The sequence below is a fragment of the Pseudomonas sp. 1152_12 genome (assembly GCF_052850675.1).
The window spans coordinates 387,813-414,448 of the sequence record NZ_VXCW01000006.1 but is presented as its reverse complement, the minus strand read 5'-3'; the positions used below and the strand labels follow the sequence as shown (position 1 = coordinate 414,448).

Genomic DNA, 26,636 nt, shown 5'->3' with positions numbered 1-26,636 from the left:
ACATTTTTAATCGCATTCCAGCTTACGGGCGTTTGCGCTCCACAGCCCGCAGCAAGTGCGTCGGCGGCGTTTCACAGCTGATCTTGCGCCCCAGCAACGTCTCGATCGACGGCAACTGATACGAGTCATCTTCGCCTGCAAAGCTGATCGATACACCCGCCGCGCCCGCACGGCCGGTACGGCCAATGCGGTGTACGTAGTCGTCCGGTACTTCCGGCAGGGTGAAGTTAATCACGTGGCTGATGCCGTCAATGTGAATCCCGCGTCCGGCCACGTCGGTGGCCACCAGCACGCGAATCTTGCCTTCGCGAAAACCTTCCAGCGTCTTGATGCGCTTGTGCTGCGGCACATCGCCCGACAGTTGCGCAGCGTTAACGCCATCGCGCACCAGGCGTTCTTCGATGCGGCGTACTTCATCCTTGCGGTTGGCAAAGACCATCACGCGCTCCCAACCGTTGTCGTTGATCAGGTTGTAAAGCAGCTTGTACTTGTCGGCGCCGGCCACCGCGTAAATGTGCTGTTCGACGTTTTCGCTGGCAACGTTCAGCGCTTCGATCTCAACGATGGACGGCTCGGTGGTCCACTGCTTGGCAAGGTTCATCACGTCTTCGGTAAAGGTCGCGGAGAACAGCAGGGTCTGGCGCTCGTTTTTCGGCGGGGTCTGGCGAATGATCTGACGCACTTGTGGGATGAAGCCCATGTCGAGCATGCGGTCGGCTTCGTCCAGCACCATCACTTCGACCATGTCCAAATGCACGTCGCCGCGCTGGTTGAAGTCGAGCAGGCGGCCCGGGGTGGCCACCAGGATGTCGCAGTGACGGGCTTCTAGGTGCTTGAGCTGCTTATCGAAGTCCATGCCGCCCACGAACGTCATCACGTTGAGGCCGGTGTACTTGGTCAGGTCGGCCGCGTCCTTGGCGATCTGCACCACCAGCTCGCGAGTCGGGGCGATGATCAGTGCGCGCGGCTCGCCCATGTAGCGTTCTTTGGGCGGTGGCGTTTGCAGTAACTGGGTGATGATCGAGATCAGGAACGCGGCGGTCTTGCCGGTGCCGGTCTGTGCACGGCCGATGGCGTCTTTGCCCGCCAGGGTAAAGCCCAGCACCTGCGCCTGGATCGGCGTGCAGTAGGGGAACCCCAGGTCCTGGATAGCGTGCATCAGTTCCGGGGCCAGTTTGAAATCGTGGAAGCGGGTTTTACCTTCTTGGGGCTCGACGACGAAATCTTCGAGTTTCCAGGGCGTCACGGGCGCTTTTGGTGCGCGCTCGCGGCGGGGCGCTTTCGGCGCAGGAGCAGGCGCGGCCTCGGCAGTTTTTTCCAGTTCAGGCTGGGTCACCGGTGGTTTCTTCGGTGCGGCGACAGGTGCGGTCCGCTCTGGCTGTTTACCGTCAATGCGGTTGCCGGGCTTGGGGACAGGAGCACTGGGAACTGGCGCGAGCGGCTCAGCCTCGCTTTTGCCGAACATCTTCTTAAGTGCTTTGAGCACGGTCATCTCATTAATTGATTAAGGAATGTACGCCGGCCAGTGTAATGCAAGAATCGGGCGCGGCGTAGTGCGTTGGTCACACGGCTACATAATGGCTGGTTTTCAGCCCAGGCGCGCGGCCAACCAGGCACCTATGTCGTGTATCTCTTGAGGTAACACTTCGTGACCCATTGGGTATTCCTGCCATGTCACGGTGACACCACGGCTCTTCAAGTGCTCGTAGGCGCTTCGGCCCATGGCGTTTTGCACCACGTCGTCGTACTGACCGTGCAGGCAGAGGGCAGGCGTGCGCTGTTGGCTCGCAGACAATTCCAGCTCGTCACCAAAGGTTGGTGCATAAGTAGAGAGGGCAATCACGCCGCCCAAGGGCCCCTGCCATTTAAGAAAGGCGGTGTGGAAGACCACGGCGCCACCTTGGGAAAAACCGGCGAGGAAAATCCGCGAGGCGTCTATTCCGGTTCTTTTTTGATCTTCGATCAAGTCCGTGACCATTTTGGTCGACGCTTCCAGCTCTTCCAGGCTGATGGAACGGGCTGGGCTCATGGCCTTGATGTCGTACCAACTGGGCATCTCGTAACCGCCATTAATAGTCACCGGACGTGTCGGTGCCTGGGGCAACACAAAGCGTGTGGACAATAAATTTTCCTGCAGCGCCTCGGCCACCGGCAGGAAGTCGTAGCGATCGGCACCCAGGCCATGCAACCAGATGACGCAGGCGTCTGCGGGCTTGGCGGGCTGAAGAATCAAGGGTTCGGTCATGTCTGCTCCATATATGTGCGTGCGCTCCGATTGGGTGCGTCGGAACGGTGCGCGACAGGTTGATCTGTTAAGAGAATGTCGCAAGGTTGAAAGTTTTTCTATTGACCATGGGCTGAAACAACTCAGCCACCACTCTGGTACGGGGCTTGCTACGTGTAGGTCGATGTCAGAACTATCCTAGGACGGTAACACTATCAGTGACTGCCGCTTGTGGGATAGCGACTGGAATTACTGCGACAACTTCATGCCGCTTGACCCTAAAAAAAGCCAACACGGGTCGATATCGCCTCATAAGGGTGCGCTGAGGTTCGAGCTCCGACACAACAAGAGCAAAACTGGAGGTTTGAATGAAGGTATTGAAATCCACCCTGGCCATTGTGACCGCGGCCGCTGTACTGGGTGTCAGTGGTTTCGCCCAAGCTGGCGCTACTCTGGACGCCGTGCAGAAGAAAGGCTTCGTGCAATGTGGCGTGAGTGACGGCTTGCCAGGCTTCTCGGTGCCGGATGCCACGGGCAAGATCCTTGGGATCGACGCTGACGTGTGCCGCGCTGTGGCAGCCGCCATATTCGGTGATGCAACCAAAGTCAAATTCAGCCAGTTGAACGCCAAGGAGCGTTTTACCGCGCTTCAATCCGGCGAAATCGACATCCTGTCGCGCAACACCACCATGACCAGCTCTCGCGATGCGGGCATGGGCCTGAAATTCCCAGGCTTCATCACCTACTACGACGGCGTTGGCTTTCTGGTTAACAACAAGCTGGGCGTGAAAAGTGCCAAGGAACTGGACGGTGCAACCATCTGCATCCAGGCTGGTACCACCACCGAGCTGAACGTTTCTGACTACTTCCGCGCCAACAACCTCAAATATACCCCGATCACCTTCGACACCTCCGATGAAAGCGCCAAGTCGCTGGAATCCGGTCGTTGCGACGTGCTGACCTCGGACAAATCCCAGCTCTACGCACAGCGCAGCAAACTGGCTTCGCCGAAAGACTACGTGGTGCTGCCGGAAACCATCTCCAAAGAACCACTGGGCCCGGTCGTGCGTAACGGCGACGACGAGTGGCTGGCCATCGTGCGCTGGGTTGGCTACGCCATGCTCAACGCTGAAGAAGCCGGCATCACCTCCAAAAACGTCGAAGAACAAGCCAAATCCACCAAGAACCCGGACGTTGCCCGTCTGCTCGGTGCTGACGGCGAATACGGCAAAGACTTGAAAGTGAAAAAAGACTGGGTTGTACAGATCGTCAAGCAAGTCGGTAACTACGGTGAAGTGTTCGAGCGCAACTTGGGCAAGAACACTCCGCTGGAAATCGACCGTGGCCTGAACGCGCTGTGGACTAACGGCGGCATTCAGTACGCACCCCCTGTACGCTGATCGTTGATGGTTCTATCACCCGGTGGGCCAACCACCGGGTGATGTTCTGTTCCATTATTTACGGGGCACTTCATGCAAAATCAAATCGGCGCACCCAAGCAGAAGCTCAGCTTCAGCGATCCCAAAGTGCGTGCGTGGCTCTTCCAGATCATCACGATTGTGGCGGTGATCTCGCTGGGCTGGTACCTCTTCGACAATACCCAGACCAACCTTCAGCACCGGGGCATCACCTCGGGTTTTGACTTTCTTGAGCGCAGTGCCGGCTTCGGCATCGCGCAGCACTTGATCGACTACACCGAATCGGACAGTTATGCCCGCGTCTTTGTGATCGGCCTGCTCAATACTTTGCTGGTGACGGTGATCGGCGTAGTCCTGGCGACCCTGCTCGGTTTCATCATTGGCGTGGCCCGGTTGTCGCCGAACTGGATGATCAACAAGCTGGCGACGGTGTATGTGGAAGTGTTCCGCAACATCCCGCCGCTGCTGCAGATCCTGTTCTGGTACTTCGCGGTGTTCCTGACCATGCCGGGGCCGCGCAACAGCCATAACTTCGGCGATACCTTCTTTATTAGCAGTCGTGGACTGAATATGCCGGCCGCGCTGGCCGCTGACGGGTTCTGGCCGTTTATGGTCAGTATCGTGGTGGCCATTGTGGCAAGCGTGTTGATGGCGCGTTGGGCCAACAAACGCTTCGAAGCGACCGGCGAACCCTTCCACAAATTCTGGGTGGGGCTTGCGCTGCTTGTCGTCATTCCGGCGTTGGGGGCCTTGATCTTCGGCGCGCCGCTGCGCTGGGAAATGCCCCGACTGCAAGGCTTCAACTTTGTTGACGGCTGGGTATTGATTCCTGAACTGCTGGCGCTGACCCTGGCGCTTACCGTCTACACCGCTGCCTTTATTGCCGAGATCGTGCGTTCGGGCATTATGTCTGTCAGCCACGGCCAGACCGAAGCCGCACGTTCCCTGGGCCTGCGCCCTGGGCCGACACTGCGCAAGGTCATCATCCCGCAGGCTCTGCGGGTGATCATTCCGCCGCTGACCAGCCAATACCTGAACCTGGCGAAAAACTCGTCGTTGGCCGCCGGTATCGGTTATCCGGAAATGGTTTCACTGTTTGCCGGCACGGTGCTCAACCAGACCGGCCAGGCCATCGAGGTCATTGCCATCACCATGAGCGTGTACCTGGCGATCAGCATCAGTATTTCCCTGCTGATGAATTGGTACAACAAGCGCATTGCGCTGATCGAGCGGTGAGGAAACCAGCATGACTACGCATACGTTTAAACCTGACATGCCGCCGCCGAATAAAGTCTTCGGGCCGATGGCTTGGATGCGCGCCAACCTGTTCTCCAGTTGGCTTAATACCCTGCTGACGTTGTTTGCGTTTTACCTGATCTATCTGGTCGTGCCGCCTATTCTGCACTGGGCGATCCTGGACGCCAATTGGGTCGGTACAACGCGCGCCGATTGCACCAAGGAGGGCGCCTGTTGGGTGTTTATCCAACAGCGCTTCGGGCAGTTCATGTACGGCTACTACCCGGGCGATCTGCGCTGGCGTGTGGACCTGACTGTGTGGCTGGCCATCGTCGGCGTAGCGCCATTGTTCATCTCGCGCTTTCACCGCAAGGCGATCTACGGGCTGAGCTTTCTGGTGTTATACCCGATCATTGCCTACTTCCTGTTGCACGGCGGCATCTTCGGCCTGACCAACGTGCCCACCAACCGGTGGGGCGGCTTGATGCTGACACTGGTCATCGCCACTGTCGGCATCGCCGGCGCCTTGCCGTTGGGCATTGTGCTGGCCTTGGGGCGGCGTTCGAACATGCCGGCGATTCGTGTGATCTGCGTGACCTTCATCGAATTCTGGCGCGGCGTGCCGTTGATCACGGTGCTGTTCATGTCCTCGGTGATGCTGCCGTTGTTCCTGCCTGAAGGCATGGGCATCGACAAGCTGCTGCGGGCGCTGATCGGCGTGATCCTGTTCCAGTCGGCCTACGTGGCTGAAGTGGTGCGCGGTGGCTTGCAGGCGATCCCCAAAGGTCAGTACGAAGCGGCCGCGGCGATGGGCCTGGGTTACTGGCGCAGCACGGGCCTGGTGATTCTGCCGCAAGCCCTGAAGCTGGTGATTCCGGGGCTCGTCAACACGGTTATTGCGCTGTTCAAGGACACGAGCCTGGTGATCATCATCGGCCTGTTCGACCTGCTCAACAGCGTCAAGCAAGCCGCCGCTGACCCTAAATGGTTGGGCATGGCCACCGAAGGCTATGTGTTCGCCGCCTTGGTGTTCTGGATTTTCTGTTTTGGTATGTCGCGCTATTCCATTCATTTGGAACGTAAGCTCGACACAGGCCACAAGCGTTAGGAGTTGTTGTTATGAGCGAAGCGAGCAAACAGCCTGTGAGCCCTGAAGGCATTATCCAGATGCAGGGCGTCAACAAGTGGTACGGCCAGTTCCACGTGTTGAAAGACATCAACCTCAACGTCAAGCAGGGCGAGCGTATCGTGCTGTGCGGCCCGTCGGGTTCGGGCAAGTCCACCACCATCCGCTGCCTTAACCGTCTGGAAGAGCACCAGCAGGGCCGCATCGTGGTCGATGGCGTGGAACTGACCAATGACCTCAAGCAGATCGAAGCGATCCGTCGTGAAGTCGGCATGGTGTTCCAGCACTTCAACCTGTTCCCACACCTGACCATCCTGCAGAACTGCACGCTGGCGCCGATGTGGGTGCGCAAGATGCCCAAGCGCAAGGCCGAAGAAATTGCCATGCATTATCTTGAGCGCGTGCGCATTCCGGAGCAGGCGCACAAGTTCCCGGGGCAACTGTCCGGTGGCCAGCAACAGCGTGTGGCCATCGCGCGTGCCCTGTGCATGAAACCGAAAATCATGCTGTTCGATGAGCCGACCTCGGCGCTGGACCCGGAAATGGTGAAAGAGGTTCTGGACACCATGATCGGCCTGGCCGAAGACGGCATGACCATGTTGTGCGTGACCCACGAAATGGGCTTCGCCCGCACCGTGGCTAACCGCGTGATCTTCATGGACAAAGGCGAGATCGTGGAACAGGCGGCGCCGAATGACTTCTTCGACAACCCGCAGAATGAGCGGACCCAGTTGTTCTTGAGCCAGATTTTGCATTGATCGATGTTTGAAACGCTAAACCCGGCCTGGTGCCGGGTTTATTTTTTTGCCTGTTCAAGACGTTTTGAGGGCATCTTGTGTTTCGTTATGGGGCGTGCAAGTAAAGGCGTTGCGCAGGTCCGCACCTTCGGCCAGCTCTTTGGCATCGGCGAGCAAATGTGGGTAACGGTCCAGCAGGCGCATTAACACCGTCAACGGTTTGGGCGGCGTTATTTCGCCGCGTTCGTAGCGTGAGAATGCGTTGTGCCCGCCACCGGAAAGCAACTGCACGGTTTCTTTTTGCGTGAGGTGCAGCTTGCGGCGGATACGCTTGAGTTCGGCTCCTATCATCCGCCGAGCGGCGTGCAGCAGGTCATCACTTGCCTTGGCATGGCGTTCGCTGCTGTCGGGGTCATACATGCCGTCCTCGCACAGTTGGCACTCCCAGCCCGATAGAGCCTCAATGCGCTGTTCCATGCCTTTGATTCGCAGGGTTTCACTGCGGCCCTCAAAACGCACCATGGCGTCGGGGGCGCCGCATATGAAGCAATGTTGGGTGTTCATAGGTTCATCCCTTTAAGGGTGATTTTACCAATCGAAAATACTGCTCCTTTTGCTGCTTATGAACCCTAGTGCGTTGCCTTTGCAGGCAACTCCTCATAGGCTGTAGGAAAATTCATCCTATGATTGGACAAAAACGCAAAGCCCATGACAGACATCGTCCCCCTGATCAAACGCTCCCTCGTCGACCAGGCCCTGGAGCAGTTGCGTCGGCGCATCACCGAAGGCAAATGGGCCATCGGCGAGCGCCTGCCCACCGAGCCCGAGTTGTCCGCCGAGCTGGGCATCAGCCGCAACACCGTGCGCGAAGCCATGCGTGTATTGGCGTTCTGCGGCTTGATCGAAATCCGCCAGGGCGACGGCAGTTATTTACGCTCGATGACCGACCCGTTGGGCGCGATGCGCGCGCTGTCTCACTGCACCCTGGAGCAGGCGCAAGAGACCCGGCAGATTCTGGAAGTGGAGGCCATTGGGCTCGCGGCGTTGCGCCGCACAGCTGAAGACCTGAAAAATTTACGCCAAGCCTTAAGCGTCAGCGCCGAGCTGTACCACGGTGACCTGGAGGCCTATATCAGTGCCGACCTGGTGTTCCACAAGCACTTGGTGGACGCCGCGCACAACCCGGCCTTAAGCGAGTTGTATCAGTACTTCTGCGCCATTGTCGGCGCCCAGTTGCGCCAGACCCTGAACATCTCACCGCGGCGCCAGGCCGTGTTCGACCTGCATGTCGCCCTGCTCGACGCCGTGGAGCACCAAGACCCGGAACGCGCCAAATCCCTCTGCCGGCAGTTGATCAATGAACCTTGAAGCCAAACGCACCACCGAACTCAATGCGCTGCTGATCGACGCCGAAGCCGACGACGACGTGGTGCAGCATACCCCGCCGGTGGTCGCGCGGCCGTGGCTGTTGCTGTTGGGCCTGATCCTGGTGGCGCTGAACCTGCGCCCGGCGCTGTCGAGCCTGTCGCCGCTACTGGCTGACGTATCACACAGTCTCGGACTGTCGGCGGCCAAAGCCGGTTTGCTGACCACCTTGCCGGTGTTGTGCCTGGGGCTGTTTGCGCCGATGGCACCGATCCTGGCGCGGCGCTTCGGCGCTGAGCGGGTGGTGCTGGGGATTCTGCTGACGTTGGCGGCCGGGATCATTCTGCGCAGCTCCTTCGGTGAGGTCGGCCTGTTCGCCGGCAGCCTGATTGCCGGTGCGAGCATCGGCATCATCGGTGTGTTGCTGCCGGGTATCGTCAAGCGCGACTTTGCCAAGCAGGCCGGCACCATGACCGGCGTGTACACCATGGCGCTGTGCTTGGGCGCCGCGTTGGCGGCCGGTTCGACGGTGCCGCTGAGCAAGTATTTCGGTGACAGCTGGAACATCGGCTTGGGCTTCTGGATTCTGCCGGCGCTGGTGGCGGCGCTGTTCTGGTTGCCGCAAGTGGGGCAAAAACACGGCGCGCATCAAGTTGCCTACCGCGTGAAAGGTTTGTTGCGCGATCCGCTGGCCTGGCAGGTGACGTTGTACATGGGCCTGCAATCCTCACTGGCCTACATCGTGTTTGGTTGGTTGCCTTCTATTCTGATTGGCCGCGGTCTCACGGCGACCGAGGCGGGGCTGGTGCTGTCTGGTTCGGTGATCGTGCAATTGGCCAGTTCCCTCGCCGCGCCGTGGTTGGCTACGCGTGGCAAGGACCAGCGCCTGGCCATCGTGGTGGTGATGCTGCTGACCCTTGGCGGCTTGTTTGGTTGCTTGTATGCCCCACTTGATGGCTTGTGGGGTTGGGCGATCCTGTTGGGTCTGGGCCAGGGCGGCACCTTCAGCCTGGCGCTGACCCTGATCGTGCTGCGCTCGCGTGATTCCCACGTGGCGGCCAACCTGTCGAGCATGGCCCAAGGCATTGGTTACACGCTGGCTTCCATGGGCCCCTTCGCGGTCGGCCTGGTGCATGACTGGACCGGCGGCTGGAACGCCGTGGGCTGGATCTTCGCAGTGATCGGGCTGGGCGCGATCATCGCCGGGCTCGGCGCCGGGCGTGCGTTGTATGTGCAGGCCGCCAGCGAAAAACTCCAGGGTTAGAGATAGACCACTTCCAACGTGGCGGAGCCGTCCATGGGCGTCTCCACACTCAGGTCCAGGTTCTGCTTGGCGTTGATCACCGCTTCCAATGTCAGGGTGCTGGTCAGGTTCTTGATCGCCGACGGTCCGGCGGTGCTGCCGACCACATCGGTAAAGCCCAGTAAGCTCTTGGAGCCGATATCAATGGGGTTGCTGTTGGACGTGCGCCAGGCCAGGCCACCGGTGGTGGACTCGGTGCCGTAGGTCACCGGCAGGGCATCGGCCACGGTCTGCTTGGGATCGAAACTCACCGAGTACACGCCGAGTTTGTTGCCTGCGCTGTCCAGCCCCAGCCCGTAATAGATCTCGCTGTTGACATGGGCGGTGCCGTCGCGGTTATCGCGCATGCGCAAGGCGTAACGGCCAGGGGCGTTGCAACTGACGGTCAGCGTCAGCGATTTAAGTGGCAGCCGGGTGCCGGTGGTCTGGTTGAGGTCCTTCTGAGAGATCTTGCCGAAATCGATCAACCCGCCAGCGGACAACACGGGCGTGCAGGCCATGGGTGTGATCAGCCCACCCACGGTCAGCTCGGCGGTGGACGCGGCGTTGGCCGCAGACAGGCTGGTCAGCCACACGCCGGCAGTTAATGTGCTCAACAAGATTTTCATGATTCAGTTCCTATAAGTACGTCATGGTCAGGGTCACGGAACCATCAATGGGCATCTGTTCTGTCAGCGGCAAGGTGCTGGCAGGGGCGATGGTCGGCGTGATCTGCAGGTCTGCGTTCAATTGTTGTATCGGTGTCGGCGTCAACCCCGTGGGCACGGAAGTAAACGACGTGAGGAAGGCGTTCGACAGCAGGCTTGTCGGAGCCCAACTTGAGGACGTGGTTGAGCCAAGGGGGTACATACCGACGCCATCGGCCATGATCGAGTTGAGGCGCAAAGACAGGTAGCCGAGCTTGTTGTCGCCACTGACGTGTCCCAGGCCGAATCGAGTCGGGCTTTCATCGTAGCTGGACCCAAGGCGGTTATCCCTCGGCTCAATCGCCAGCAGCGTTGATGCCTCACAGGTGATCGCCAGGGGCAGGTTGTGGACCGCAAGCCTGGTGGGTTGATCGACGTGCAGGTCGCTGGCGGAAATCTTGCCCAGGTCATACACACCGCCGTTGGATAAGCTGGGCTCGCAGGCACTGGGAGTGATCAACCCGCTGACGCTCAGATCAACGGTTGAGGCTGCTTGGGCCGCCAAGGCTGTGGCCAGGCATGCCAGGGTGGTCAGAGAGATCAGAAACGCTTGCATGTTATGAACCTATAAATAATAAATTTCGAGAGTGCCCGAGCCATCCAGCCGCACCTCGCTGCTCAAATCCAGCGAACCAAGAGGCGCAATCATCGCTTCCAGGCTCAGCGTGGCATTGAGGTTTTGAATGGCACTGGGGCCGCTGGTGCTGCCGGATGCAGCGCCAAAACCCAGGTAGCGATTAGCGCCGACGGCAACGACCCCCGCGCTGGCGCCGCTCCACGGTCCCTGGTCGGTGGCGGAGTGGGTTTGAAAGACTTGGGCGAAGTTGTCGGCGGTGATGCGATCCGTGTCGAACAACAACCGATAGCGGCCGATTTTCTGTTGGCGAGCGTCCAGGCCTAATCCATAAGTGCTTTCATCGGCGACGCCGGTCGCCGAACCCTGGCGGTTGTCCTGCATGCGAACGGCGAAGGCGGTCGGCCCATCGCAGGTCACACTGAGCGACAAGGTGCGTGGGGCCTGAGGGGTGTCCTGGTCCAGATTCAGGTCGCTGACCGACAGCTTGCCAAACTCCACATGGCCACCGTTGGACAGGATGGGTGTACACGCCGCCGGCGCAAAGCGCGCTTGCAGGCGCAGTTCCCGCGAGCGCCCGGCAGTGATGGCGTCGAACAGCCCAGCGACGTCCCAGGTCACGGCATCGCGCACCCGCGCGGCGTCTTCGCGGGCCCAGGCACTGGCGTCGATCTGCAATGACAAGTTGCGCCCGGTTACCGGCATGCCTGCGCGCATCGGCACGAGGCCGTGGTCGGGTTGCCACGCCAGATGCGTGCTGATAGCGGAGGGGGGCAGCCCCTGGCCTGCAATCACACCCAGTTCCACCGCCTGCCCGTCCAGCAGCGCTTCACTGACCCGCAGGCCATAGCTGCCGCGCTCGGTAAAGCGAAAACGCTCCGGCCCGGCGCCCAGTGCGCGATAAAACAGGCTCATGTCGGTGGGTTGCGGGCAATTCAGCGTCAGGCTGATACGCCGTTCCCCCAACAATCGCTCAGGCGCGGGGACTAACGCCACGGCGCGGTTCATCAGGCCAAAATCCAGCTGCGCCTGGCTGAGGTTGAGCTGGCACTCTTCGGCGGCCCAGGCATTTGCGCTCAGCAGCACAAAACCCAAGGGGTATAACGCGTGTTTCAGGCCCATGGTGGACATCCTCATGGTTGGCGGCACCGGGCCGGTGCGGTTTCGAAATACACGTCGGGATCGGCGTGTTTGGGCAGTTCAAAGTCCAGTCGGCAACGTGGCTGCCCCGGTGCCTTGACCCACAGCGCGCGTGGGTCAAGTACGTCAGGCAGGAACACTTGGCTGCCTTCCTGCACCAGGGTGATGAACTCGCCGTCGGCGCTGCTCACGGTGGCGCCGCGTGGCAACGGCTGGCCGCTGTCGGTGGTCACGTTCAACAGGGCGCGACGGGTGAGGGCGACGCCGAAGTGCACCTTGTCGACTGCACCGCGTCCGGCAGCGATCACGGCCAGGCCGTTGTGGATATCAGCATTGCGCGGCAGTGAGCGCGCCTGCACTTCCACCGGGCTTCGGCCATAGGCGTTGAGTTGCGGCACCACCGCCTGGCCTTGCCAGTCGGTCCATACCGGGCCGCTTGGGGTGCTGACTTTGATCCCTGCCATGTCGCCCACCGACATTACGGCAAACGTGTCGCGCACCGGGTATGGCGAGAAGGTCACGCCGTCCTCATGTAACACCGCGCCACCGCGGGCGCCGCCTTGATAGCTGGCACGCTCGTCGTTACTGCGGGTGTAGTTGAAGTCCAGCTGGCTGTACCACGGCAACGCCGATACGCCGACCGACGACTCCACTTCACGGTCACGGCTGTCGCGTTCCACGCCTACCCGGTAGCTCAATTGATCGTTGAGTTGTTCGCTCACGCCCGCACCGAGGCGGTGCTCGCCCCCGGTATTGCGTACCCAGGCGCGCCCACGCCGGCTCTCACCCAACGGCACACTGATGTTCAGGTAAATACTGTCGTCGTTCTGCTGGCGGCCGCCCACTTGCCATTCGGCGCTGGCCGACACCGACACCTGGCCAAAACTGGTGCCCCACGATGCCAGCGCACGGCTGCTGCTTTCACCGTCATACGAGGCGGTGCGCGCGACCCCGGCGCTGAACGCCCCCAACGTCGGGTGCGCCCAGGACGCGGTAAAACTTTGCTGGTCGCGGTAACGCGTGCGCTGTTGCTCTTGGCTATTGCCGACGTAGGTTGAATCCTCGAGGTCGCGGTAACCCTGGGAGCGCCACGAGCCTGCGGTGCTTACGGCCCAGCTGTCACTCAGGCGCTGGGACCAGGACAGGTCGGTTTGCACGCCGCGCTCTGTTCCCTCGCGCTGGAGGCTGGCTTGGGCTGCCTGTGCGGTGAACTGCAGTTGGCTGTCCTGCCAGGGTAACCAGCCCAGGCTTGCACCCGCCGAGCGATAGGCATCCGCCACCAGCCCGCCAGCGCTGACGCTGAGTTGAGGGTGCACTGGGCCGCTCCAGCCCGCACTGATCACCCAAGGCTCTTGGGCGTCGCTGTTGCCGATCTGCCGCATGCGCCCAGCCGCCACCGAATAGCCCGGCGCGGGCAGGCCCAGACCGAGCATGGCGGCGGGCACGGTAAAGCGGCGTTCTTCGCCGGTGGTTTCCTTGACCGTGACTTCCACGTCGGAACGGCTGTTCAAGCGGCGCACGTCGGCCAGGGCAAACGGCCCCGCGGGCACTACGGTGGAGTGGATCAACGCGCCGTTCTGGCGGATTTCCACCTGGGCCGGGCTGTTAGCGATGCCGGTGATGGTCGCGCCCTGGTTCTGGTCCTGCAACGCGGTTTCGGTCAGCACCTGGGCGCCGGTAATCTGCGTGCCGGCCAGCACCGGGTTGTAGAGGCTGATTTGCCCGGCCTGCAACACCGCCTGCTGCTCGGCAAAAGTGCGCTGGGCGTAGGCGTCCAGGTGGGTGGTGCGCGAACTACTGTCCTGCCAGGTCTTGACCTGCCGGCTGCGCACGATCCAGTCGCCGGCGTTGAAGCCGACCTCGGTGTTGGCCGAGCCGAAGCGGCTGCTGTTATCGCCAAACTCGTTGTAGAGGCCGGTCAGGTCGTAGTTGAGCAGCAAGGCTTTGCCGCCGGTCTGGTAGCCGGAAATATCCTGCTTGGCCGGGCGCAGCGCGTCGGTCGGCACCACCAGCGCCAGGCCCAGACCGGCCGGGTCCTGCTCTATCACGGTTTGCGGGTAGCGTTCGATAAAGCGATGGCAGGTGGTCGTCCCGTCGTCATCGGGCACAATCAAGTTGCCCGCATCCAGCAGGGCACGGCTGAAACACAGGCCGCCCTGGCGGTCGAACGCCACGTCGACGCGGCCACGGCGCTGGCCATTGATACTCAGGTTGAGCGCATGCCGGCCCGGTGCAAAACGCGGGGCTTGCAGCAGTTGGTTGGCCAGTTCCGGGTCGATTCCGCGCCGGGACAGGGTCTGGGGGTCGAAAGAGCCGGCGAGCAGGTTGCTCGCCAATGGCGCGCCGAACGGCAGTGCGCCGCCCAGGGTCAGTGCCAGACTCGTCAGTATTCTGCGTGCGTGGCGCGGTGAAACGCCAGGCACGGCTCTGCCGTCGCTGTCAGTCATGCTGTGCTCACAAGGTCGTACTCAAATATTGGGTGGCTTTGGCGGGCCACTCTTTTTTATAAGGTGATGGGTGCTTCGTAAGGCGCCACGGCAAAGCCATACACTGTGGCCGGTTGCAGTTGCACGCGGTTGGCGCCGGTGCCTGTGGCGGTCACGCTCAGGGTTTCACCTGGCAGCACATAGGTGCGCGGCAACAAGGCCGAACCGCTGCCGGGCAGCAGCCGTAGTTCTTGGGCCAGGCGCACCACGTAAGGTGTCGGGTTGTGCACGCTCAATTGCGCTTGGCTCAAGCGCCACTCCAGCCCAGTCCAGGGCGTGCGGTTGGGGGCCAAGCCCTTGGGGTGCAGGATCACCGGCAGGTTCTGGCGCACCGTCACGCCCACCTGTGCATGCCCAGCCAGGGCCGCCGAACGGCCCTGGGGCAGGCCTTCAAAGGTCACCCGTTTCAAACGTTGGGTGGTCAGTGGCTCGGGCGATTGCAGGATGAAGCGGATCAGTTGGCTCTTGTCCGGCTCGACTCTAGCCAAGGGCGGAGTCACAAACAGCAGCGTCGCCGTGTCTTCGGGAATGTCTTCAAGGGTGACGTGCAGCAGGGCCAGCTTACCGTCGGTGTTGGTTACGGTGACTGAGGCTTCGCCGTCGGCCTCGTTGACGATCACCACCGAGGTGTCGGGCACCATACCATCGGCCAACACCACGGCAGGGCTGCCGATCGCCAGCGCCAGCGCGCCGAGGTAAAGACCTGTGAGGCGAACGCAGATGAATATCCGGGTCAAAACGGGTAGGGCAGTCATGGCTACAAATACCTCAGGTCAAGCATGATTGAACCGTCCAGCGGCACTTCCTGCTTGAGGGTCAAATAGGTGGCGGCGTTGATGGATGTGTTGATTTGCAGGGTGGCGTTCACCAGGCGATGGGGTTCCGGCACCAGCGTGCCCGGGCTGGCGAAGCCCATGTAGTTGTTCGGGTAGGCCTTGGATTCGGGGAACCACGTCTCACCTTGGTTGCTGGAGGCCAGCACCAGTACGGGCTGGTTGTCGGCCGTGACCTGGCGAATGGTCAGGGAAATCATGCCCAGCCGCTCGGTGGGCGCATGAGTATTGTTGCCCAGGCCGTAATAAAAACCCGGCCCCAGGGAGGAGTCGGCGCGATTGTCCACGCCTACCAGTACGAACAGCACCGGTTGGTTGCAGCTCACCTCCAGGCCCAGTTCTTGAGTGGGCAGGTCTTTGAACTCGTACTGGTTGAGTGTGTGCGCCGGCACTTTGCCGTGGTCGACGATGCTGTCGGGCGACAACGTCGTGGTGCAGGCGCTGGGCGTTATCAAGCCGGTAACGTTCAACTCGGTGCTGGACGCCGCCACTACCAACGAGCTGGTGCCGAGCACGTAAAGCAGGGCAAGAAGGCGTGAAGAGATGGGCTTCATGAGGAAAGTTCACCGGTTGCCTTGTTCATCGTTTGTGTACAGGGCAAGGGCAGGCGTGAAGACCTGCCCTTGTTCGATGCGCATGGAATTACAGGTAGCGCACGATAAGGGTCACCGAGCCGTCGATGGCGACCTCGTTGGTGAGGGTCAGCCCGCTGGTTTTGGCGATAAAGGGCATGACGTGAAGGTCGGCAGTCCATTGCTGGACTGGAATGGGCGCATTCACACCGGTTGCGGCTGGCGCGAGGATGTTGTCGCGCATCAGTTGGCGCTCGGAGCTCCAGTTGGCGCCATTGTCGTAGGAACCGATGGTGCTGATCGATGCACCATTGGAAAGCGGGTTAAACAGTTTGAGTTCCATGCCGCCGAGTTTTTCCGTGCCATTGATCATGCCCAGGCCAAATTCCATGAAATCGTTGTTGGAGTCAGACCCTTCGCGGTTGTCCTTGGCCTCCATGGCCACCAGGGTCTCGGCGTCACAATCGAGGGTAAACTGCAGGATTTGGATAGGCAGAGAGGTCGACTTGTCGGCATTCAAATCCTTGGCCGAAACCTTGCCGTAATCCACGACCCCGCCGTTGGTAAGCCCCGGGACGCAGGCGCTCGGGACAATCAGGCCCTTGACCGTCAGGTCGGTGCTGGAGGCGGCAAAGGCAGTGCTGGCGGCTGCCAACATCAGGCTGCCGATCAGGGTGTTGAGGGACTTACTCATGGTGTTGCTCCTAATGAGGAACGGAAGAAAAAGCGCAATTACCAGTACTTGAGTTGCAGCGTGGCCTGGCCGTCGATAGGCACTTCATCAAGCAGGGTCAGGTCGCGGGACGGCACGATGATGGTGAATGCGCGCAGCCTCGCCCGCAGGTCTTTGATGGCGACGGGGGTGTTCGGGCCTCCCGTCGCTGCGAACGACGTCAGTGCCTCATGCCCCAAGTAGGGCGATAAGCTCCAGCTGGCGCCGCCGTTGCGCGAGACGATCACGTTGACTGCGGTTTCATCCGCAATCGGATCGAATAACGTGAAGGCGACACTCCCCAGCTTCTCGTCTTCAGGAGTGGTCCCCAGGCCGTGATGCGCCGGGTTGATGGCCGAGGTGCCAGCGCGATTGTCCGAGGTCGTCAGGGTGAAAAGTGTCTCGCCGTCGCAATGCACTTCAAGTTGCATTTCAGCGGGGTCCAGCAACGTGGGCTTCGTCTGTTGCAGGTCCTTGACGGCCATCTTTCCGTGGTCGATCACGCCGTCATTGGTCAGGTATGGAGTACAGGCATTGGGGGTAATGATCCCGGTGACACTCAAGTCGGCATGACTGGCCGCGAGTGCGCCGGGTGCGCAGGCTGCCAGCAGAAGGGCAAGAGCGGCGGGGGGGAATTTCTCCATGGGCACAGGTCCTTGTGAGCGATGCAGTAAAGCCGGTGGGTTACAGGTAGCGCACTTGCAGGGTGGCGGAGCCGAGGATCGGTACCTCGTTGCTCAGGTCCATCCCCGCGGTGGGGGAGATGATGGCTTGCACGTTGAGGTCTGACGTGACGTTCTGGACTGGCGTGGGGGCCCAGTTGCCTGTTGATTGATCGCCAAACGAAGCGAGGAAGGAGAGTGGCAAGGTGTCACCCAGGTAGTTTTCCTTCCAGGTGCGTCCGTTATCGCCCGACTCAAGCACGGAAATCGCCGCGCCGTTGTTCATTGCATTGCTGAACGCCAGGGTATAGCCACCCAGTTTTTTACCGCTGACCAGGCCCAGGCCGTAGGCGTTATATGAGTCATAGGCATCGCCTCGGTTATCGACGCCTTGCAGGGCCATCAGGGTCGGGGCATCACAGGTGAGCGTCATTTGCAGGAGGCTATCGCCGAGCCGCGTGTAGGCGTCCGGTTTCAGATCCTTGGCCGAGACTTTTCCGTAGTCGATTACGTTGCTCGAAAGACCGGGCGTGCAGGCGCTGGGTGTTATCAGGCCCTTGACGGTCAAGTCTGTGCTACTGGCGGCAAAAACCGTTGAGGTGCTGGTGAGCAACAGCGCGGTGCTTAACAAGGCGAATACGGTGTTCATTTCAGTAGGTTCCAGTACGGGTCGGCTTGTCGCGTAATGACGTATCGGCGCGCACAGTCAGACGTCGACTCATGTTTTCGGGGGAATGCTCAGGGAGGCCATAGACCGCCCCTGGCAAGAGTGGGCAGTAATCTAGCGACAGGTCTGCGCTGGCGACATGCAACAATTACGACAATGCTGCGAGTGAGGGAAAAGGGACTTACTTGTGTCGGAATAATTGACTGCTAATGTAGGTAAATCATCAGTTTCGTAGTTGTTGTATCGCCATCACGGTCTTCAAGCGCTATTTTTTTGCCGCGATGACAGTCATGTGAATGTCATAAGACGCTGCAAAGTGCCTCGCCTTTGACTGTCGCGTCAGCGCTCCTCAGCCCTTTTTCGGGACTACCAGCGCTGCATTACCGACAACTTCAACGAGGTGAGCGAGAGTGCTTTCGAGCGATACCTCTTCACAGCAGGTTCCTTTCCATTTTTCTCCCCCGGATCACTGGCGCCAAATGGCGGTACTGGTGGCTGAAGATCATTCGGCCTATCGAGCGCTGTTGGGCTGGCTTCTGGAAAAACTCGGGCTCGGCCATGAAGTGGTCGGTGATGGTTGTGAAGGCTTGGCGGCGATCACCCGCAGGCGCTTCGATCTGGTGATCAGCGATTGTCAAATGCCGCTGATGGATGGCTATGCCCTGGCCCGTGCAATACGCCTTCACGAGCAGCAAAATGGCTATCGACGGGTGCCGATCATCGCGCTGACCGCCAACCTGCGGGCTGATGATCCCCAGCGCTGCCGTGATGCCGGAATGGATGCGTGGCTGGTCAAGCCACTGACGTTTGCGCAGCTGTACGATGTGCTGGGGCGTTGGCTGCCGGGCCCGCCATGCGGCGTCTCGCCATCTGCCCCTGGGGGCTTAAGGGCCTGGCCGACCCGAGCGGACCTGATCCAGACGTTCGGCAGCGAACTCGTGGTGAACCAGATGCTTGACAGCCTGTTGCGCGAAGCCCGCAAGGACTGTGCGGCGCTGGCATATGCGCGCCTTACAGCGAACGCACAGGTCGTGCTGGAGCGGTTGCATCGTTTGTTGGGAAGCCTGGCGTTTTTAGGGTGTGATGATCTGGAAATGCAGGGTGGTTTGTTGATTGAACGGGTCCGCGCCGATGGTATCGGATCGAGCCTGTGCAGCTTGAAGGCGTTTGAGCATGACCTCAAACTTTACTTCGCGTACGTGAGTACGATATGACGCTTCGATTTGTAGGAATTTATTCTTTTGCATTGTAGTTTTTAGATGTGAGTACTTTCCTTTTATTTTGTAGGTTTTATGGCGTCCGCTATCTGGCATTGGGCGCGGCTAAAAAGTGCTTCTGTTTGGCGGTTGTTGAGGAGCGACGGCGGGGGTATTTTGCGCGGATTCAATTTGCCATCATCCGTGGGTAGCTATGCTTCGAGTAATTATTGCTGACGATCATCCCATCGTGCGTATCGGGCAGAGAGTGGTGATCGAGGCGGGCGGTAGATGCAAGGTGGTCGGTGAGGCCAGTGGTCCCGATGAACTGCTTAGCTTGTTGGCTAAGGTCCCCTGCGACTTACTCATCACTGACTTCGCCATGCCTGGCGGCCAACAGGCCGACGGCTACGGTTTGCTGAGCCTGTTGAGTCGCCAGTACCCGGGGTTGCCGGTGATTCTGGTGACGATGTTTGCCAATATCGCCACCTTGCGTGCTTCTTTTGCCCATGGCGCTCGAGCCATCGTGGCCAAAAATGCCTCGGCCAAGGAGTTGCCCCAGGCGATCAAGGCCGTGTGTGCTGGCCAGAGCTTCGCCAGTGAGTCTCTGCGCGAGCAACTGGTGGAAGCTGGCGGCGGCGATCAGTCGCAACAGCCGCAGTTATCCGGCAAGGAGCGAGAGGTGGTGCGCATGCTTGCCAGTGGCTTGACCGTCAGCCAGATTGCGGCACGGGTCAACCGCAGCATTTCCACCATCAGCAAACAAAAAAGCACGGCTATGCAACGGCTGTGTATTTCGACGGATGTGGACTTGTTTGCCTATGCGCGTGCCGCTGGAATGGTGCCGTAGAGCGTTGCAGTTGTAGGACGGCGCTCAATTAAATGGAGCGTCGGTGGAATTCGTAATATGTGTATTAAGTCTTAACGAATTAGCCACTAAGTTGTCAGGGTCGCCACGGCTATTCACGGGGCGGCATAACATTCCTAGTCTATTTAGTTGAGTCGAACTTACAGCTCGGCAGTGCGTCCCTGTGCGCGTGTTTATGCTGTTAATTATCGACCGAAAAGTGAGCATTAATATGCAATCGTTTCGTGTGCTTATAACCGCCGGCTGCTTGCTCGTCGGTGGTTCCAATGCAATCGCTGCGTCCAGCGCGGACCTCAGTGTCGTGGGTGTGATCACGCCGTCGGCGTGTACGCCAACCTTGTCCAATAATGGGGTGGTGGATCATGGGAAAGTCTCGTTTCAGGACTTCCCTGCGTCGGGCGAGAAAGAACTGCCAGACGCTACGCTGAATTTGAAAGTTGACTGCAGTGGGCCGATGTTGATGGCCGTTAACATTACGGATAACCGCGCCGGTACCGCGACGTCTCCGTATCAGTCGGGGGATAAGTCACATTTTGGTTTGAGCCTGGCCAGCGGCGGTCAAAAGATCGGTAGGTACCGACTGCAAATGGCCAATGCTACCGCTGACGATCAACCCGCAGAATTGATCGAATCCTGGGATGGTAATGAGTGGGTGTATGCCAACAATGCGGTCTGGCAGCCAGGCTTCAGGCGCACCGCCAAAGACCCGAGTAGCGCAGCACTCACGCCCTTGGCCATGACGACCTTCAAACTGGATGTAATAGTAACCACAACCCTCGCGCACAAGAATTATCTGCCGATGGACGAAGAAATCTATTTAGACGGCAGCGCCACCATGGAGGTCAAGTATATGTAGCCCCGCCGGGTATCACTCAGGGGGCATGGCTTTCCCTCGCCGCGCGGACTATCGTTCAACACCCCTGACTATCGTGCGAAACCTGCCCATGAGTGATGCCCACAACGCTCTGATCACCGAGTTCTACAGTGCCTTCCAACGCCTGGACGCCGAGGCCATGGCCGCCTGCTACACCGACGACGTACTGTTCAGCGATCCGGCGTTCGGCGAGCTGCGTGGCCGTGATGCTGGCGATATGTGGCGCATGCTGACCACCCGCGCCAAGGACTTTTCGCTGACCTTCGACCATATACGCAGTGACGAAACCACCGGCAGCGCGCATTGGGTAGCGACTTACCTGTTCAGCGCCACCGGCAATACGGTGGTCAACGATATCGGCGCACGGTTTGTGTTTCGCGATGGCAAGATCTGCGAGCACCACGACCATTTCGATCTGTGGCGTTGGTCGCGCCAGGCCTTGGGCCTCAAAGGGCTGTTGCTGGGTTGGTCACCCGCGTTGAAAAACGCCGTGCGCGCCCAGGCACTCAAAGGCCTGAAGGCATTCCAGGCCGGTCGTTGATAAGATTGGCACTCCTTTGGTTTGCCGAATCGACCTGTGACTGATCTTTCTGAACCCAAACCCTGGTTTGTCTACCTGGTGCGCGCCGCCAATGGCTCGCTGTATTGCGGCATCAGCAATGACCCGGTGCGCCGCTTTGCCTCGCACCAGAGTGGCAAGGGCGCGCGTTTCTTCCTGTCCAGCCCTGCCGTGGCGTTGGTGTATACCGAGCAATGCGCGAGCAAGGGCGAGGCGCTGCGCCAGGAACGGCTGATCAAGAAGCTGAAGAAGAGCGCCAAGGAGTGTCTGGCAGCGAGTGGTTCATAGATTTGACTGATGGGTTCCCATTGCTCCCACGCGCGGTTTTGCAGGCTAAGCTAGCGGCTCATTTATTGAAGCGGAGCCTGGCATGTCTGAGTTGATCCTGCACCACTACCCGCAGTCCCCCTTTGCTGAAAAAGCCCGACTGCTGCTGGGCTTCAAAGGTTTGTCCTGGCGCTCGGTGTTGATCTCGCCGGTGATGCCCAAACCTGACTTGACCGCCCTCACTGGCGGCTACCGCAAGACGCCGGTGTTGCAGGTCGGTGCCGATATCTACTGCGACACCGCCTTGATCGCTCACCGTCTGGAGCAGGAAAAGTCCGCCCCCGCGCTGTTTCCCCAAGGCCTTGAACTGGTTACCCAAAGCTTCGCCGCCTGGGCCGATTCGCAGGTGTTCTCTCACGCTGTGGCGCTGGTGTTCCAGCCCGAATCCCTGGCGGTCAAGTTCGCCAAGGTGCCGCCGCAGATGCTTGAAGTACTGGTGGCTGACCGGGCCAAACTGTTCAGCGGTGGCACTGCCACCCGCGTGCAATTGGACCTCGCCAAGCATCAATGGCCGACGATCATCAGCCGCATCGATCAGCAATTGCAGCACCAGGCAGGCGACTTCCTGTTCGGTGAACCGTCGATTGCCGACTTTGCCCTGGCTCACTCGTTATGGTTCCTCAAAGGTTCGCAGGTGACGGCGCCGTTGGTGGATGCCTATCCCACCGTCGCCACCTGGCTGGACCGCGTGCTGAGCTTCGGCCATGGCACCGCCAGTGAAATGAGCGCCACGCAAGCCTTGGAAGTCGCGCGTAATGCGACGCCTGCGGCCTTGCCGGATGAACAGTTCGAGGATTTGAACGGTTTCAGACCGGGCCAGCAAGTCAGCATTTGCGCCACTGACTACGGCACCGACTTGGTGGCTGGCGAGCTGCTGTTTGCCGGGCGCGAAGAGCTGATCCTTCGGCGTACCGACGAGCGGGGCGGCACCGTGCATGTGCACTTCCCGCGCTTGGGTTTCCGCATTCAGGCGCAATAAAAAATAGTTGCCAACAAAGGTGAGGTAAATCCACCGCCCATCCGTGTAGTGCTTGAAACTGCGATCTATTCGCATTAACAGCGTTTTCTACACGGGTGCTCACAGCATGAAATCGACGGCGGGCGGTTGGGTAAAACAGTGGCTGGGAGCCTCGGTATTGGCGGTGTCGGGGCTGGCGTTGCTGCCGATGGCTGTGGCGCAGGCGCAGGCGCAGCAAAGTGCCCAGTTTAACTTTGCTCTGGCAGCCAAACCGCTGCCCCAGGCCCTGAGCGATTTTAGCCGGGTCACCGGCATCAGCGTGATCTACACCGATGAAGCGCCCTACGGCCTCAGCGCCCCGGCGGTCAGTGGGCAGATGAGCGCGACCCAAGCCCTGCAACGCCTGCTCGGCGACTCAGGTTTTACCTTTCGCCAGATCGACGCGCGCACCCTGGCCCTCGAGCCCGTGCCCACCGACGGCGCGGTCAACCTCGGCGCCACCACCATCAGCGGGGCCGGCCAGACCCAGGACAGCACCAGCTACCAGCCACCGCCCACCAGCTCGGTGATGCGCTCCCATGGCCTGCTGCTGGAAACCCCGCAAACCGTCAACGTGGTGCCCGCCCAAGTGCTGCGCGACCAGACCCCGCGCAATCTGGACGACGCCCTCGCCAATATTAGCGGTATCACCCAGTCCAACACCTTGGCCAGTACCCAGGACGCGGTGATGTTGCGCGGCTTTGGCGGTAACCGTAACGGCTCGATCATGCAGGATGGCATGCCGGTGGTGCAGGGTCGTGCGTTGAACGCCACCGCCGAGCGCGTTGAAGTGCTCAAAGGCCCGTCCTCACTGCTATACGGTATTCAGGACCCGGGCGGCGTGGTCAATATCGTCAGCAAAAAGCCCGAGCTGGTGCAATCCACTTCCCTGACTGTGCGCGGCTCGACCTTCGGTGACGGCAAGAACGGCAGCGGCGGTAACCTCGACACCACGGGCCCGATTGGTGATGGCGGGCTGGCCTATCGCCTGATTGTCGACCATGAAGACGAAGATTATTGGCGCAATTTCGGCACCCACCGCGAGACGCTGGTGGCCCCGTCCCTGGCGTGGTACGGCGACACCACCCAAGTGGTCTTCGCCTATGAACACCGTGAATTCCTCTCGCCGTTCGACCGTGGTACGGCTATCGATCCCAAGACCAACCACCCGCTGAACATCCCCGCGACGCGTCGCCTGGATGAGCCGTTCAACAACATGGAAGGCCGCTCCGACCTGTACCGGCTGGAAGTCGACCACGATTTGAGCGACGACTGGAAAGCGCATTTCGGCTACAGCTGGAACCGCGAAACCTACGATGCGAGCCAAGTGCGTATTGTGTCGGTGAACCCCAACGGCACCCTGACCCGCAGTATGGACGGCACCCGGGGCGCGTTGACCACTGATCGCTTCGCCACGATGAGCCTGGAGGGCAAGGTGTACCTCGCAGGCATGCAGCATGATCTAGTGTTCGGCCTGGACGATGAATACCGCAAAATCTACCGCGCCGACCTGATTCGTCAGGCGCAACGCAGCCCCTTCAGCTACATCAATCCGGTCTACGGCAAGGATGTACAAGGCACCACCGTCAGCGCCAAGGACAGTGCCCAGACTGACCTGCTGCGCAGCGACTCATTGTTCCTGCAGGACGCCATCCACCTGACCGACCAGTGGATCCTGGTCGGCGGCGTGCGCTATCAGATGTACGACCAATACGCCGGTAAGGGCGTGCCATTCAAGGCCAACACCAACGGCAATGGCCAAGCCTGGGTGCCGCGTGCTGGCCTGGTGTACCGCTACACGGATGAGTTGTCGTTCTACGGCAGCTACACCGAGTCGTTCAAGCCCAACTCCACCGTCGCCGCCTTGGCCGATGGCAGCACCTTGACCGGCGACCTCACGCCGGAGGAATCCAAGTCCTGGGAATTGGGGGCCAAGCTCGACATTCCTGGACGGATTACCGCCAGCGCGGCGTTGTTCAATATCGACAAACGCAACGTGCTGGTGTCGGTGGGTTCAGGTGCGAACACCGTCTACAGCATTGCCGGGCAAGTACGTTCGCGTGGCCTGGAGTTGGACGCTACCGGTCAGTTGACCGACCGATGGAGCGTGATCGGCAGCTACGCCTTCACAGATGCCGAAGACATCAAGGACAAAGACCCGACACTTGAGGGTAACCGCCTGCAAAACGTGGCCAAGCACACCGGCTCTCTCTCGGCGGTCTACGACTTCGGCAATGTGTTCGGGGGGGATCAGTTGCGGGTCGGCGCGGGTGCTCGTTATGTCGGTGAGCGCGCTGGCGATGCCGCCGACGACTTCAACCTGCCCGGCTACACCGTTGCAGACGCGTTCGCCACCTATGACACCAAGATCGAAGGGCAGAAGGTCAAGTTCCAGCTCAATGTGAAGAACGTGTTTGATCGCACTTACTACGCCTCCGCCGCGAGCCGGGTGTTTGTGTCGCTGGGGGATGCGCGGCAGGTGTCGGTGTCGAGTACGCTCCAGTTTTAATGTCAGGCGGGCTGTCGTGGATAGCGGGCTTACTGCGGCCAGCCCGCTCGCCACGAAGACATTGAGCTGGTAGCGTTGCTGCCACTGAAGACTTTGCGGGAAAACGATACTGATGCAGTTGGGCAGATGGATACATACCAGCGCAATGCTGGTCGGCTTGAGCTTTTTACTGGGCGGCTGCGCGAGTGTTTCGCAGACCTCCAACTCACTTGATCAATTGCTGGCCGATCCAGCGCTGCAGGGCGCCACGGTGTCGCTGATGGTGCGTGACGCGCGCAGCGGCAACACGCTCTACCAGCACAACCCACGCACACGGTTGGTGCCTGCCTCCAACCTCAAACTACTGACCACCGCTGCAGCGATGGACGTGCTGGGGCCGCAATACCGGTTTTCCACGCAACTGCTGAGCAACGGCATACGCCAGGGCACTCGCCTGACCGGTAACCTGTACCTGCGTGGCCTGGGCGACCCGACCATTCAGTTCGCCGACTACCAGGCCCTGGCGGCACAACTTGCCAGCCAAGGTGTTCGCCAGGTGCAAGGCGACCTGGTGTTCGACGACACCTGGTTTGACGCCGAGCGGCTGGGCGTCGATTGGTCCCATGATGATGAAACTACTTACTACGGCGCGCAGATTTCAGCGCTGACCGTGTCACCCAATTCGGATTTTGATGCAGGCAGTGTGCTGGTCACGGCCAAGGCGCCGGTGCGTGTCGGCCTGCCTGTGAGCGTCGAGGTCTTCCCGCCGACCGACTACCTGCAACTGAGCAACCGCGCTGTCAGTGGGTCAGGTAACACCTATGGCATCAACCGCCGCCACGGCACCAACCTGTTAGAGCTCAGCGGCGCAGTGGCACCGGGCCGGCAGAGTCCACAACTGATCAGCGTTTGGGAACCGACACAACTGGTGGCCAATCTGTTTGAGCAAGCCCTCAAGCAGCAGGGCATCACCGTGTTGGGCCGTCGGGTGATGGGGGCTACCAGCCCGGCCGGCGTGACGGTGCTGGCCGAGCATCAATCGGCGCCGTTGCAGGAGCTGATCACGCCACTGCTCAAACTCTCGAACAACAACATGTCTGAAGCGTTGCTCAAGGCCATGGGCCGCCAGACCGCGAATAGCGGTACAGCGGCGGCGGGCGTGGTGGCCGTCGCGGGGTTTCTCAAGCGCCAGGGTGTGGATACCGCGACGCTGAAGCAGGTTGACGGTTCCGGTCTGTCGCGGCAGAACCTGGTGTCGGCGCAAACCCTCACCGACCTGCTGTTGGCCGCGAGCAAACAGCCATGGTTCAACGCCTGGTACAACGCGCTGCCGATTGCTGGCAATACTGAGCGCATGACCGGTGGCAGCCTGCGCTATCGCCTGCACGGCACACCGGCCGAGAACAATTTGCATGCCAAGACGGGTTCCATGGGCGGCGTGTCGTCTTTGAGTGGCTACATCACCGACGCCCACGGGCGTCAGTTGGTGTTCTCGATGATGAGTAACAACTATGTGGTGGCGGGCGCGAAGGTCAAGGCCTTGGAAAATCGCGTGGCAGTGGCCCTGTCACGGTGGGACGATTGAC

At 60.3% G+C, this 26,636-nt stretch carries 26 protein-coding genes; 14 read left to right on the top strand and 12 right to left on the bottom strand.

All coding sequences use genetic code 11. The features are described from left to right. Positions 1–22: 22 nt before the first annotated feature. On the bottom strand, positions 23–1,492 hold the full coding sequence (gene rhlB, locus FW764_RS14380) for an ATP-dependent RNA helicase RhlB (RefSeq protein ID WP_446434486.1): 1,470 nt from the start codon (positions 1,490–1,492) through the stop codon (positions 23–25). Between the two features lie 96 nt (positions 1,493–1,588). Then, the gene (locus tag FW764_RS14375; RefSeq protein ID WP_446434485.1) at positions 1,589–2,245 is read right to left on the bottom strand and encodes an alpha/beta hydrolase; all 657 of its coding nucleotides are present in this window, start codon (positions 2,243–2,245) and stop codon (positions 1,589–1,591) included. A 347-nt stretch (positions 2,246–2,592) separates the two neighbouring features. Here FW764_RS14375 and FW764_RS14370 point away from each other — a divergent pair, with 347 nt between their 5' ends. The 4 genes from FW764_RS14370 to FW764_RS14355 all read left to right on the top strand — a co-directional run bounded on the left by FW764_RS14370 (position 2,593) and on the right by FW764_RS14355 (position 6,762). After that, a complete protein-coding gene (locus FW764_RS14370) occupies positions 2,593–3,624 on the top strand; it encodes an amino acid ABC transporter substrate-binding protein (protein WP_083360036.1) in 1,032 nt (343 codons plus the stop codon). A 72-nt stretch (positions 3,625–3,696) separates the two neighbouring features. Next, complete coding sequence (locus FW764_RS14365) at positions 3,697–4,878, top strand: amino acid ABC transporter permease (protein ID WP_446434484.1); 1,182 nt, start codon at positions 3,697–3,699, stop codon at positions 4,876–4,878. Positions 4,879–4,888: 10 nt separating this feature from the next. After that, positions 4,889–5,986, top strand: coding sequence for an amino acid ABC transporter permease (locus FW764_RS14360; RefSeq protein ID WP_446434483.1), 1,098 nt, complete (start codon positions 4,889–4,891; stop codon positions 5,984–5,986). A gap of 11 nt (positions 5,987–5,997) precedes the next feature. After that, a complete protein-coding gene (locus tag FW764_RS14355; protein ID WP_446434482.1) occupies positions 5,998–6,762 on the top strand; it encodes an amino acid ABC transporter ATP-binding protein in 765 nt (254 codons plus the stop codon). Positions 6,763–6,816: 54 nt separating this feature from the next. Here FW764_RS14355 and FW764_RS14350 read toward each other — a convergent pair whose 3' ends face one another. Further along, on the bottom strand, positions 6,817–7,305 hold the full coding sequence (locus tag FW764_RS14350) for a type II toxin-antitoxin system MqsA family antitoxin (RefSeq protein ID WP_446434481.1): 489 nt from the start codon (positions 7,303–7,305) through the stop codon (positions 6,817–6,819). Positions 7,306–7,449: 144 nt separating this feature from the next. Here FW764_RS14350 and FW764_RS14345 point away from each other — a divergent pair, with 144 nt between their 5' ends. Next, a complete protein-coding gene (locus tag FW764_RS14345) occupies positions 7,450–8,109 on the top strand; it encodes a FadR/GntR family transcriptional regulator (RefSeq protein ID WP_446434480.1) in 660 nt (219 codons plus the stop codon). After that, positions 8,099–9,370: a CynX/NimT family MFS transporter gene (locus tag FW764_RS14340; protein WP_446434479.1), complete on the top strand. Its 1,272-nt coding sequence runs from the start codon at positions 8,099–8,101 to the stop codon at positions 9,368–9,370. The genes FW764_RS14345 and FW764_RS14340 overlap by 11 nt, the downstream gene beginning before the upstream one ends. Here the strand turns inward: FW764_RS14340 and FW764_RS14335 are convergent. The 9 genes from FW764_RS14335 to FW764_RS14295 form a co-directional block, all read right to left on the bottom strand. Then, positions 9,367–10,017: a DUF1120 domain-containing protein gene (locus tag FW764_RS14335; protein WP_446434478.1), complete on the bottom strand. Its 651-nt coding sequence runs from the start codon at positions 10,015–10,017 to the stop codon at positions 9,367–9,369. The two genes, FW764_RS14340 and FW764_RS14335, sit on opposite strands and share 4 nt — an antisense overlap. Positions 10,018–10,027: 10 nt before the next feature. Further along, positions 10,028–10,651, bottom strand: a complete 624-nt coding sequence (locus tag FW764_RS14330) for a DUF1120 domain-containing protein (protein ID WP_446434477.1) — start codon at positions 10,649–10,651, stop codon at positions 10,028–10,030. Between the two features lie 9 nt (positions 10,652–10,660). Further along, positions 10,661–11,791 (bottom strand): DUF1120 domain-containing protein, encoded by a 1,131-nt coding sequence (locus tag FW764_RS14325; RefSeq protein WP_446434476.1) that lies wholly within the window; start codon positions 11,789–11,791, stop codon positions 10,661–10,663. A gap of 11 nt (positions 11,792–11,802) precedes the next feature. Continuing rightward, positions 11,803–14,256, bottom strand: coding sequence for a fimbria/pilus outer membrane usher protein (locus tag FW764_RS14320; protein ID WP_446434475.1), 2,454 nt, complete (start codon positions 14,254–14,256; stop codon positions 11,803–11,805). 56 nt (positions 14,257–14,312) lie between these two features. Next, positions 14,313–15,050, bottom strand: a complete 738-nt coding sequence (locus FW764_RS14315) for a fimbria/pilus chaperone family protein (protein ID WP_446434474.1) — start codon at positions 15,048–15,050, stop codon at positions 14,313–14,315. A 2-nt stretch (positions 15,051–15,052) separates the two neighbouring features. Next, the gene (locus FW764_RS14310) at positions 15,053–15,682 is read right to left on the bottom strand and encodes a DUF1120 domain-containing protein (RefSeq protein ID WP_446434473.1); all 630 of its coding nucleotides are present in this window, start codon (positions 15,680–15,682) and stop codon (positions 15,053–15,055) included. Positions 15,683–15,770: 88 nt separating this feature from the next. Continuing rightward, complete coding sequence (locus tag FW764_RS14305; protein WP_446434472.1) at positions 15,771–16,394, bottom strand: DUF1120 domain-containing protein; 624 nt, start codon at positions 16,392–16,394, stop codon at positions 15,771–15,773. Positions 16,395–16,432: 38 nt separating this feature from the next. Then, positions 16,433–17,056 carry a DUF1120 domain-containing protein gene (locus FW764_RS14300; RefSeq protein WP_446434471.1) on the bottom strand — a complete coding sequence of 208 codons (624 nt, stop codon included), beginning with the start codon at positions 17,054–17,056 and terminating at the stop codon, positions 16,433–16,435. A 40-nt stretch (positions 17,057–17,096) separates the two neighbouring features. Continuing rightward, a complete protein-coding gene (locus FW764_RS14295; protein WP_446434470.1) occupies positions 17,097–17,723 on the bottom strand; it encodes a DUF1120 domain-containing protein in 627 nt (208 codons plus the stop codon). Between the two features lie 428 nt (positions 17,724–18,151). Here FW764_RS14295 and FW764_RS14290 point away from each other — a divergent pair, with 428 nt between their 5' ends. The 8 genes from FW764_RS14290 to dacB all read left to right on the top strand — a co-directional run bounded on the left by FW764_RS14290 (position 18,152) and on the right by dacB (position 26,635). Then, positions 18,152–18,955: a response regulator gene (locus FW764_RS14290; RefSeq protein WP_446434469.1), complete on the top strand. Its 804-nt coding sequence runs from the start codon at positions 18,152–18,154 to the stop codon at positions 18,953–18,955. 196 nt (positions 18,956–19,151) lie between these two features. Next, positions 19,152–19,787 (top strand): response regulator transcription factor, encoded by a 636-nt coding sequence (locus FW764_RS14285; protein ID WP_083360019.1) that lies wholly within the window; start codon positions 19,152–19,154, stop codon positions 19,785–19,787. A 229-nt stretch (positions 19,788–20,016) separates the two neighbouring features. Next, positions 20,017–20,661 carry a DUF1120 domain-containing protein gene (locus FW764_RS14280; protein WP_446434468.1) on the top strand — a complete coding sequence of 215 codons (645 nt, stop codon included), beginning with the start codon at positions 20,017–20,019 and terminating at the stop codon, positions 20,659–20,661. Positions 20,662–20,749: 88 nt separating this feature from the next. Beyond that, positions 20,750–21,220 (top strand): nuclear transport factor 2 family protein, encoded by a 471-nt coding sequence (locus tag FW764_RS14275; protein ID WP_446434467.1) that lies wholly within the window; start codon positions 20,750–20,752, stop codon positions 21,218–21,220. A gap of 36 nt (positions 21,221–21,256) precedes the next feature. Continuing rightward, positions 21,257–21,526, top strand: a complete 270-nt coding sequence (locus FW764_RS14270) for a GIY-YIG nuclease family protein (RefSeq protein ID WP_446434466.1) — start codon at positions 21,257–21,259, stop codon at positions 21,524–21,526. Between the two features lie 82 nt (positions 21,527–21,608). Then, a complete protein-coding gene (locus tag FW764_RS14265) occupies positions 21,609–22,544 on the top strand; it encodes a glutathione S-transferase family protein (protein WP_446434465.1) in 936 nt (311 codons plus the stop codon). Positions 22,545–22,650: 106 nt separating this feature from the next. Further along, positions 22,651–25,071, top strand: coding sequence for a TonB-dependent siderophore receptor (locus tag FW764_RS14260; RefSeq protein ID WP_446434464.1), 2,421 nt, complete (start codon positions 22,651–22,653; stop codon positions 25,069–25,071). Between the two features lie 112 nt (positions 25,072–25,183). Next, on the top strand, positions 25,184–26,635 hold the full coding sequence (gene dacB, locus FW764_RS14255) for a D-alanyl-D-alanine carboxypeptidase/D-alanyl-D-alanine endopeptidase (RefSeq protein WP_446434463.1): 1,452 nt from the start codon (positions 25,184–25,186) through the stop codon (positions 26,633–26,635). Position 26,636: the final 1 nt, after the last annotated feature.

What these genes read in the sequence shown, in the direction of transcription:
- rhlB (WP_446434486.1), bottom strand. Translation starts at nt 1,492, where the DNA reads ATGACCGTGCTCAAAGCACTTAAGAAGATGTTCGGCAAAAGCGAGGCT.
- FW764_RS14375 (WP_446434485.1), bottom strand. Translation starts at nt 2,245, where the DNA reads ATGACCGAACCCTTGATTCTTCAGCCCGCCAAGCCCGCAGACGCCTGC.
- FW764_RS14370 (WP_083360036.1), top strand. Translation starts at nt 2,593, where the DNA reads ATGAAGGTATTGAAATCCACCCTGGCCATTGTGACCGCGGCCGCTGTA.
- FW764_RS14365 (WP_446434484.1), top strand. Translation starts at nt 3,697, where the DNA reads ATGCAAAATCAAATCGGCGCACCCAAGCAGAAGCTCAGCTTCAGCGAT.
- FW764_RS14360 (WP_446434483.1), top strand. Translation starts at nt 4,889, where the DNA reads ATGACTACGCATACGTTTAAACCTGACATGCCGCCGCCGAATAAAGTC.
- FW764_RS14355 (WP_446434482.1), top strand. Translation starts at nt 5,998, where the DNA reads ATGAGCGAAGCGAGCAAACAGCCTGTGAGCCCTGAAGGCATTATCCAG.
- FW764_RS14350 (WP_446434481.1), bottom strand. Translation starts at nt 7,305, where the DNA reads ATGAACACCCAACATTGCTTCATATGCGGCGCCCCCGACGCCATGGTG.
- FW764_RS14345 (WP_446434480.1), top strand. Translation starts at nt 7,450, where the DNA reads ATGACAGACATCGTCCCCCTGATCAAACGCTCCCTCGTCGACCAGGCC.
- FW764_RS14340 (WP_446434479.1), top strand. Translation starts at nt 8,099, where the DNA reads ATGAACCTTGAAGCCAAACGCACCACCGAACTCAATGCGCTGCTGATC.
- FW764_RS14335 (WP_446434478.1), bottom strand. Translation starts at nt 10,017, where the DNA reads ATGAAAATCTTGTTGAGCACATTAACTGCCGGCGTGTGGCTGACCAGC.
- FW764_RS14330 (WP_446434477.1), bottom strand. Translation starts at nt 10,651, where the DNA reads ATGCAAGCGTTTCTGATCTCTCTGACCACCCTGGCATGCCTGGCCACA.
- FW764_RS14325 (WP_446434476.1), bottom strand. Translation starts at nt 11,791, where the DNA reads ATGGGCCTGAAACACGCGTTATACCCCTTGGGTTTTGTGCTGCTGAGC.
- FW764_RS14320 (WP_446434475.1), bottom strand. Translation starts at nt 14,256, where the DNA reads ATGACTGACAGCGACGGCAGAGCCGTGCCTGGCGTTTCACCGCGCCAC.
- FW764_RS14315 (WP_446434474.1), bottom strand. Translation starts at nt 15,050, where the DNA reads ATGACTGCCCTACCCGTTTTGACCCGGATATTCATCTGCGTTCGCCTC.
- FW764_RS14310 (WP_446434473.1), bottom strand. Translation starts at nt 15,682, where the DNA reads ATGAAGCCCATCTCTTCACGCCTTCTTGCCCTGCTTTACGTGCTCGGC.
- FW764_RS14305 (WP_446434472.1), bottom strand. Translation starts at nt 16,394, where the DNA reads ATGAGTAAGTCCCTCAACACCCTGATCGGCAGCCTGATGTTGGCAGCC.
- FW764_RS14300 (WP_446434471.1), bottom strand. Translation starts at nt 17,056, where the DNA reads ATGGAGAAATTCCCCCCCGCCGCTCTTGCCCTTCTGCTGGCAGCCTGC.
- FW764_RS14295 (WP_446434470.1), bottom strand. Translation starts at nt 17,723, where the DNA reads ATGAACACCGTATTCGCCTTGTTAAGCACCGCGCTGTTGCTCACCAGC.
- FW764_RS14285 (WP_083360019.1), top strand. Translation starts at nt 19,152, where the DNA reads ATGCTTCGAGTAATTATTGCTGACGATCATCCCATCGTGCGTATCGGG.
- FW764_RS14280 (WP_446434468.1), top strand. Translation starts at nt 20,017, where the DNA reads ATGCAATCGTTTCGTGTGCTTATAACCGCCGGCTGCTTGCTCGTCGGT.
- FW764_RS14275 (WP_446434467.1), top strand. Translation starts at nt 20,750, where the DNA reads ATGAGTGATGCCCACAACGCTCTGATCACCGAGTTCTACAGTGCCTTC.
- FW764_RS14265 (WP_446434465.1), top strand. Translation starts at nt 21,609, where the DNA reads ATGTCTGAGTTGATCCTGCACCACTACCCGCAGTCCCCCTTTGCTGAA.
- FW764_RS14260 (WP_446434464.1), top strand. Translation starts at nt 22,651, where the DNA reads ATGAAATCGACGGCGGGCGGTTGGGTAAAACAGTGGCTGGGAGCCTCG.
- dacB (WP_446434463.1), top strand. Translation starts at nt 25,184, where the DNA reads ATGCAGTTGGGCAGATGGATACATACCAGCGCAATGCTGGTCGGCTTG.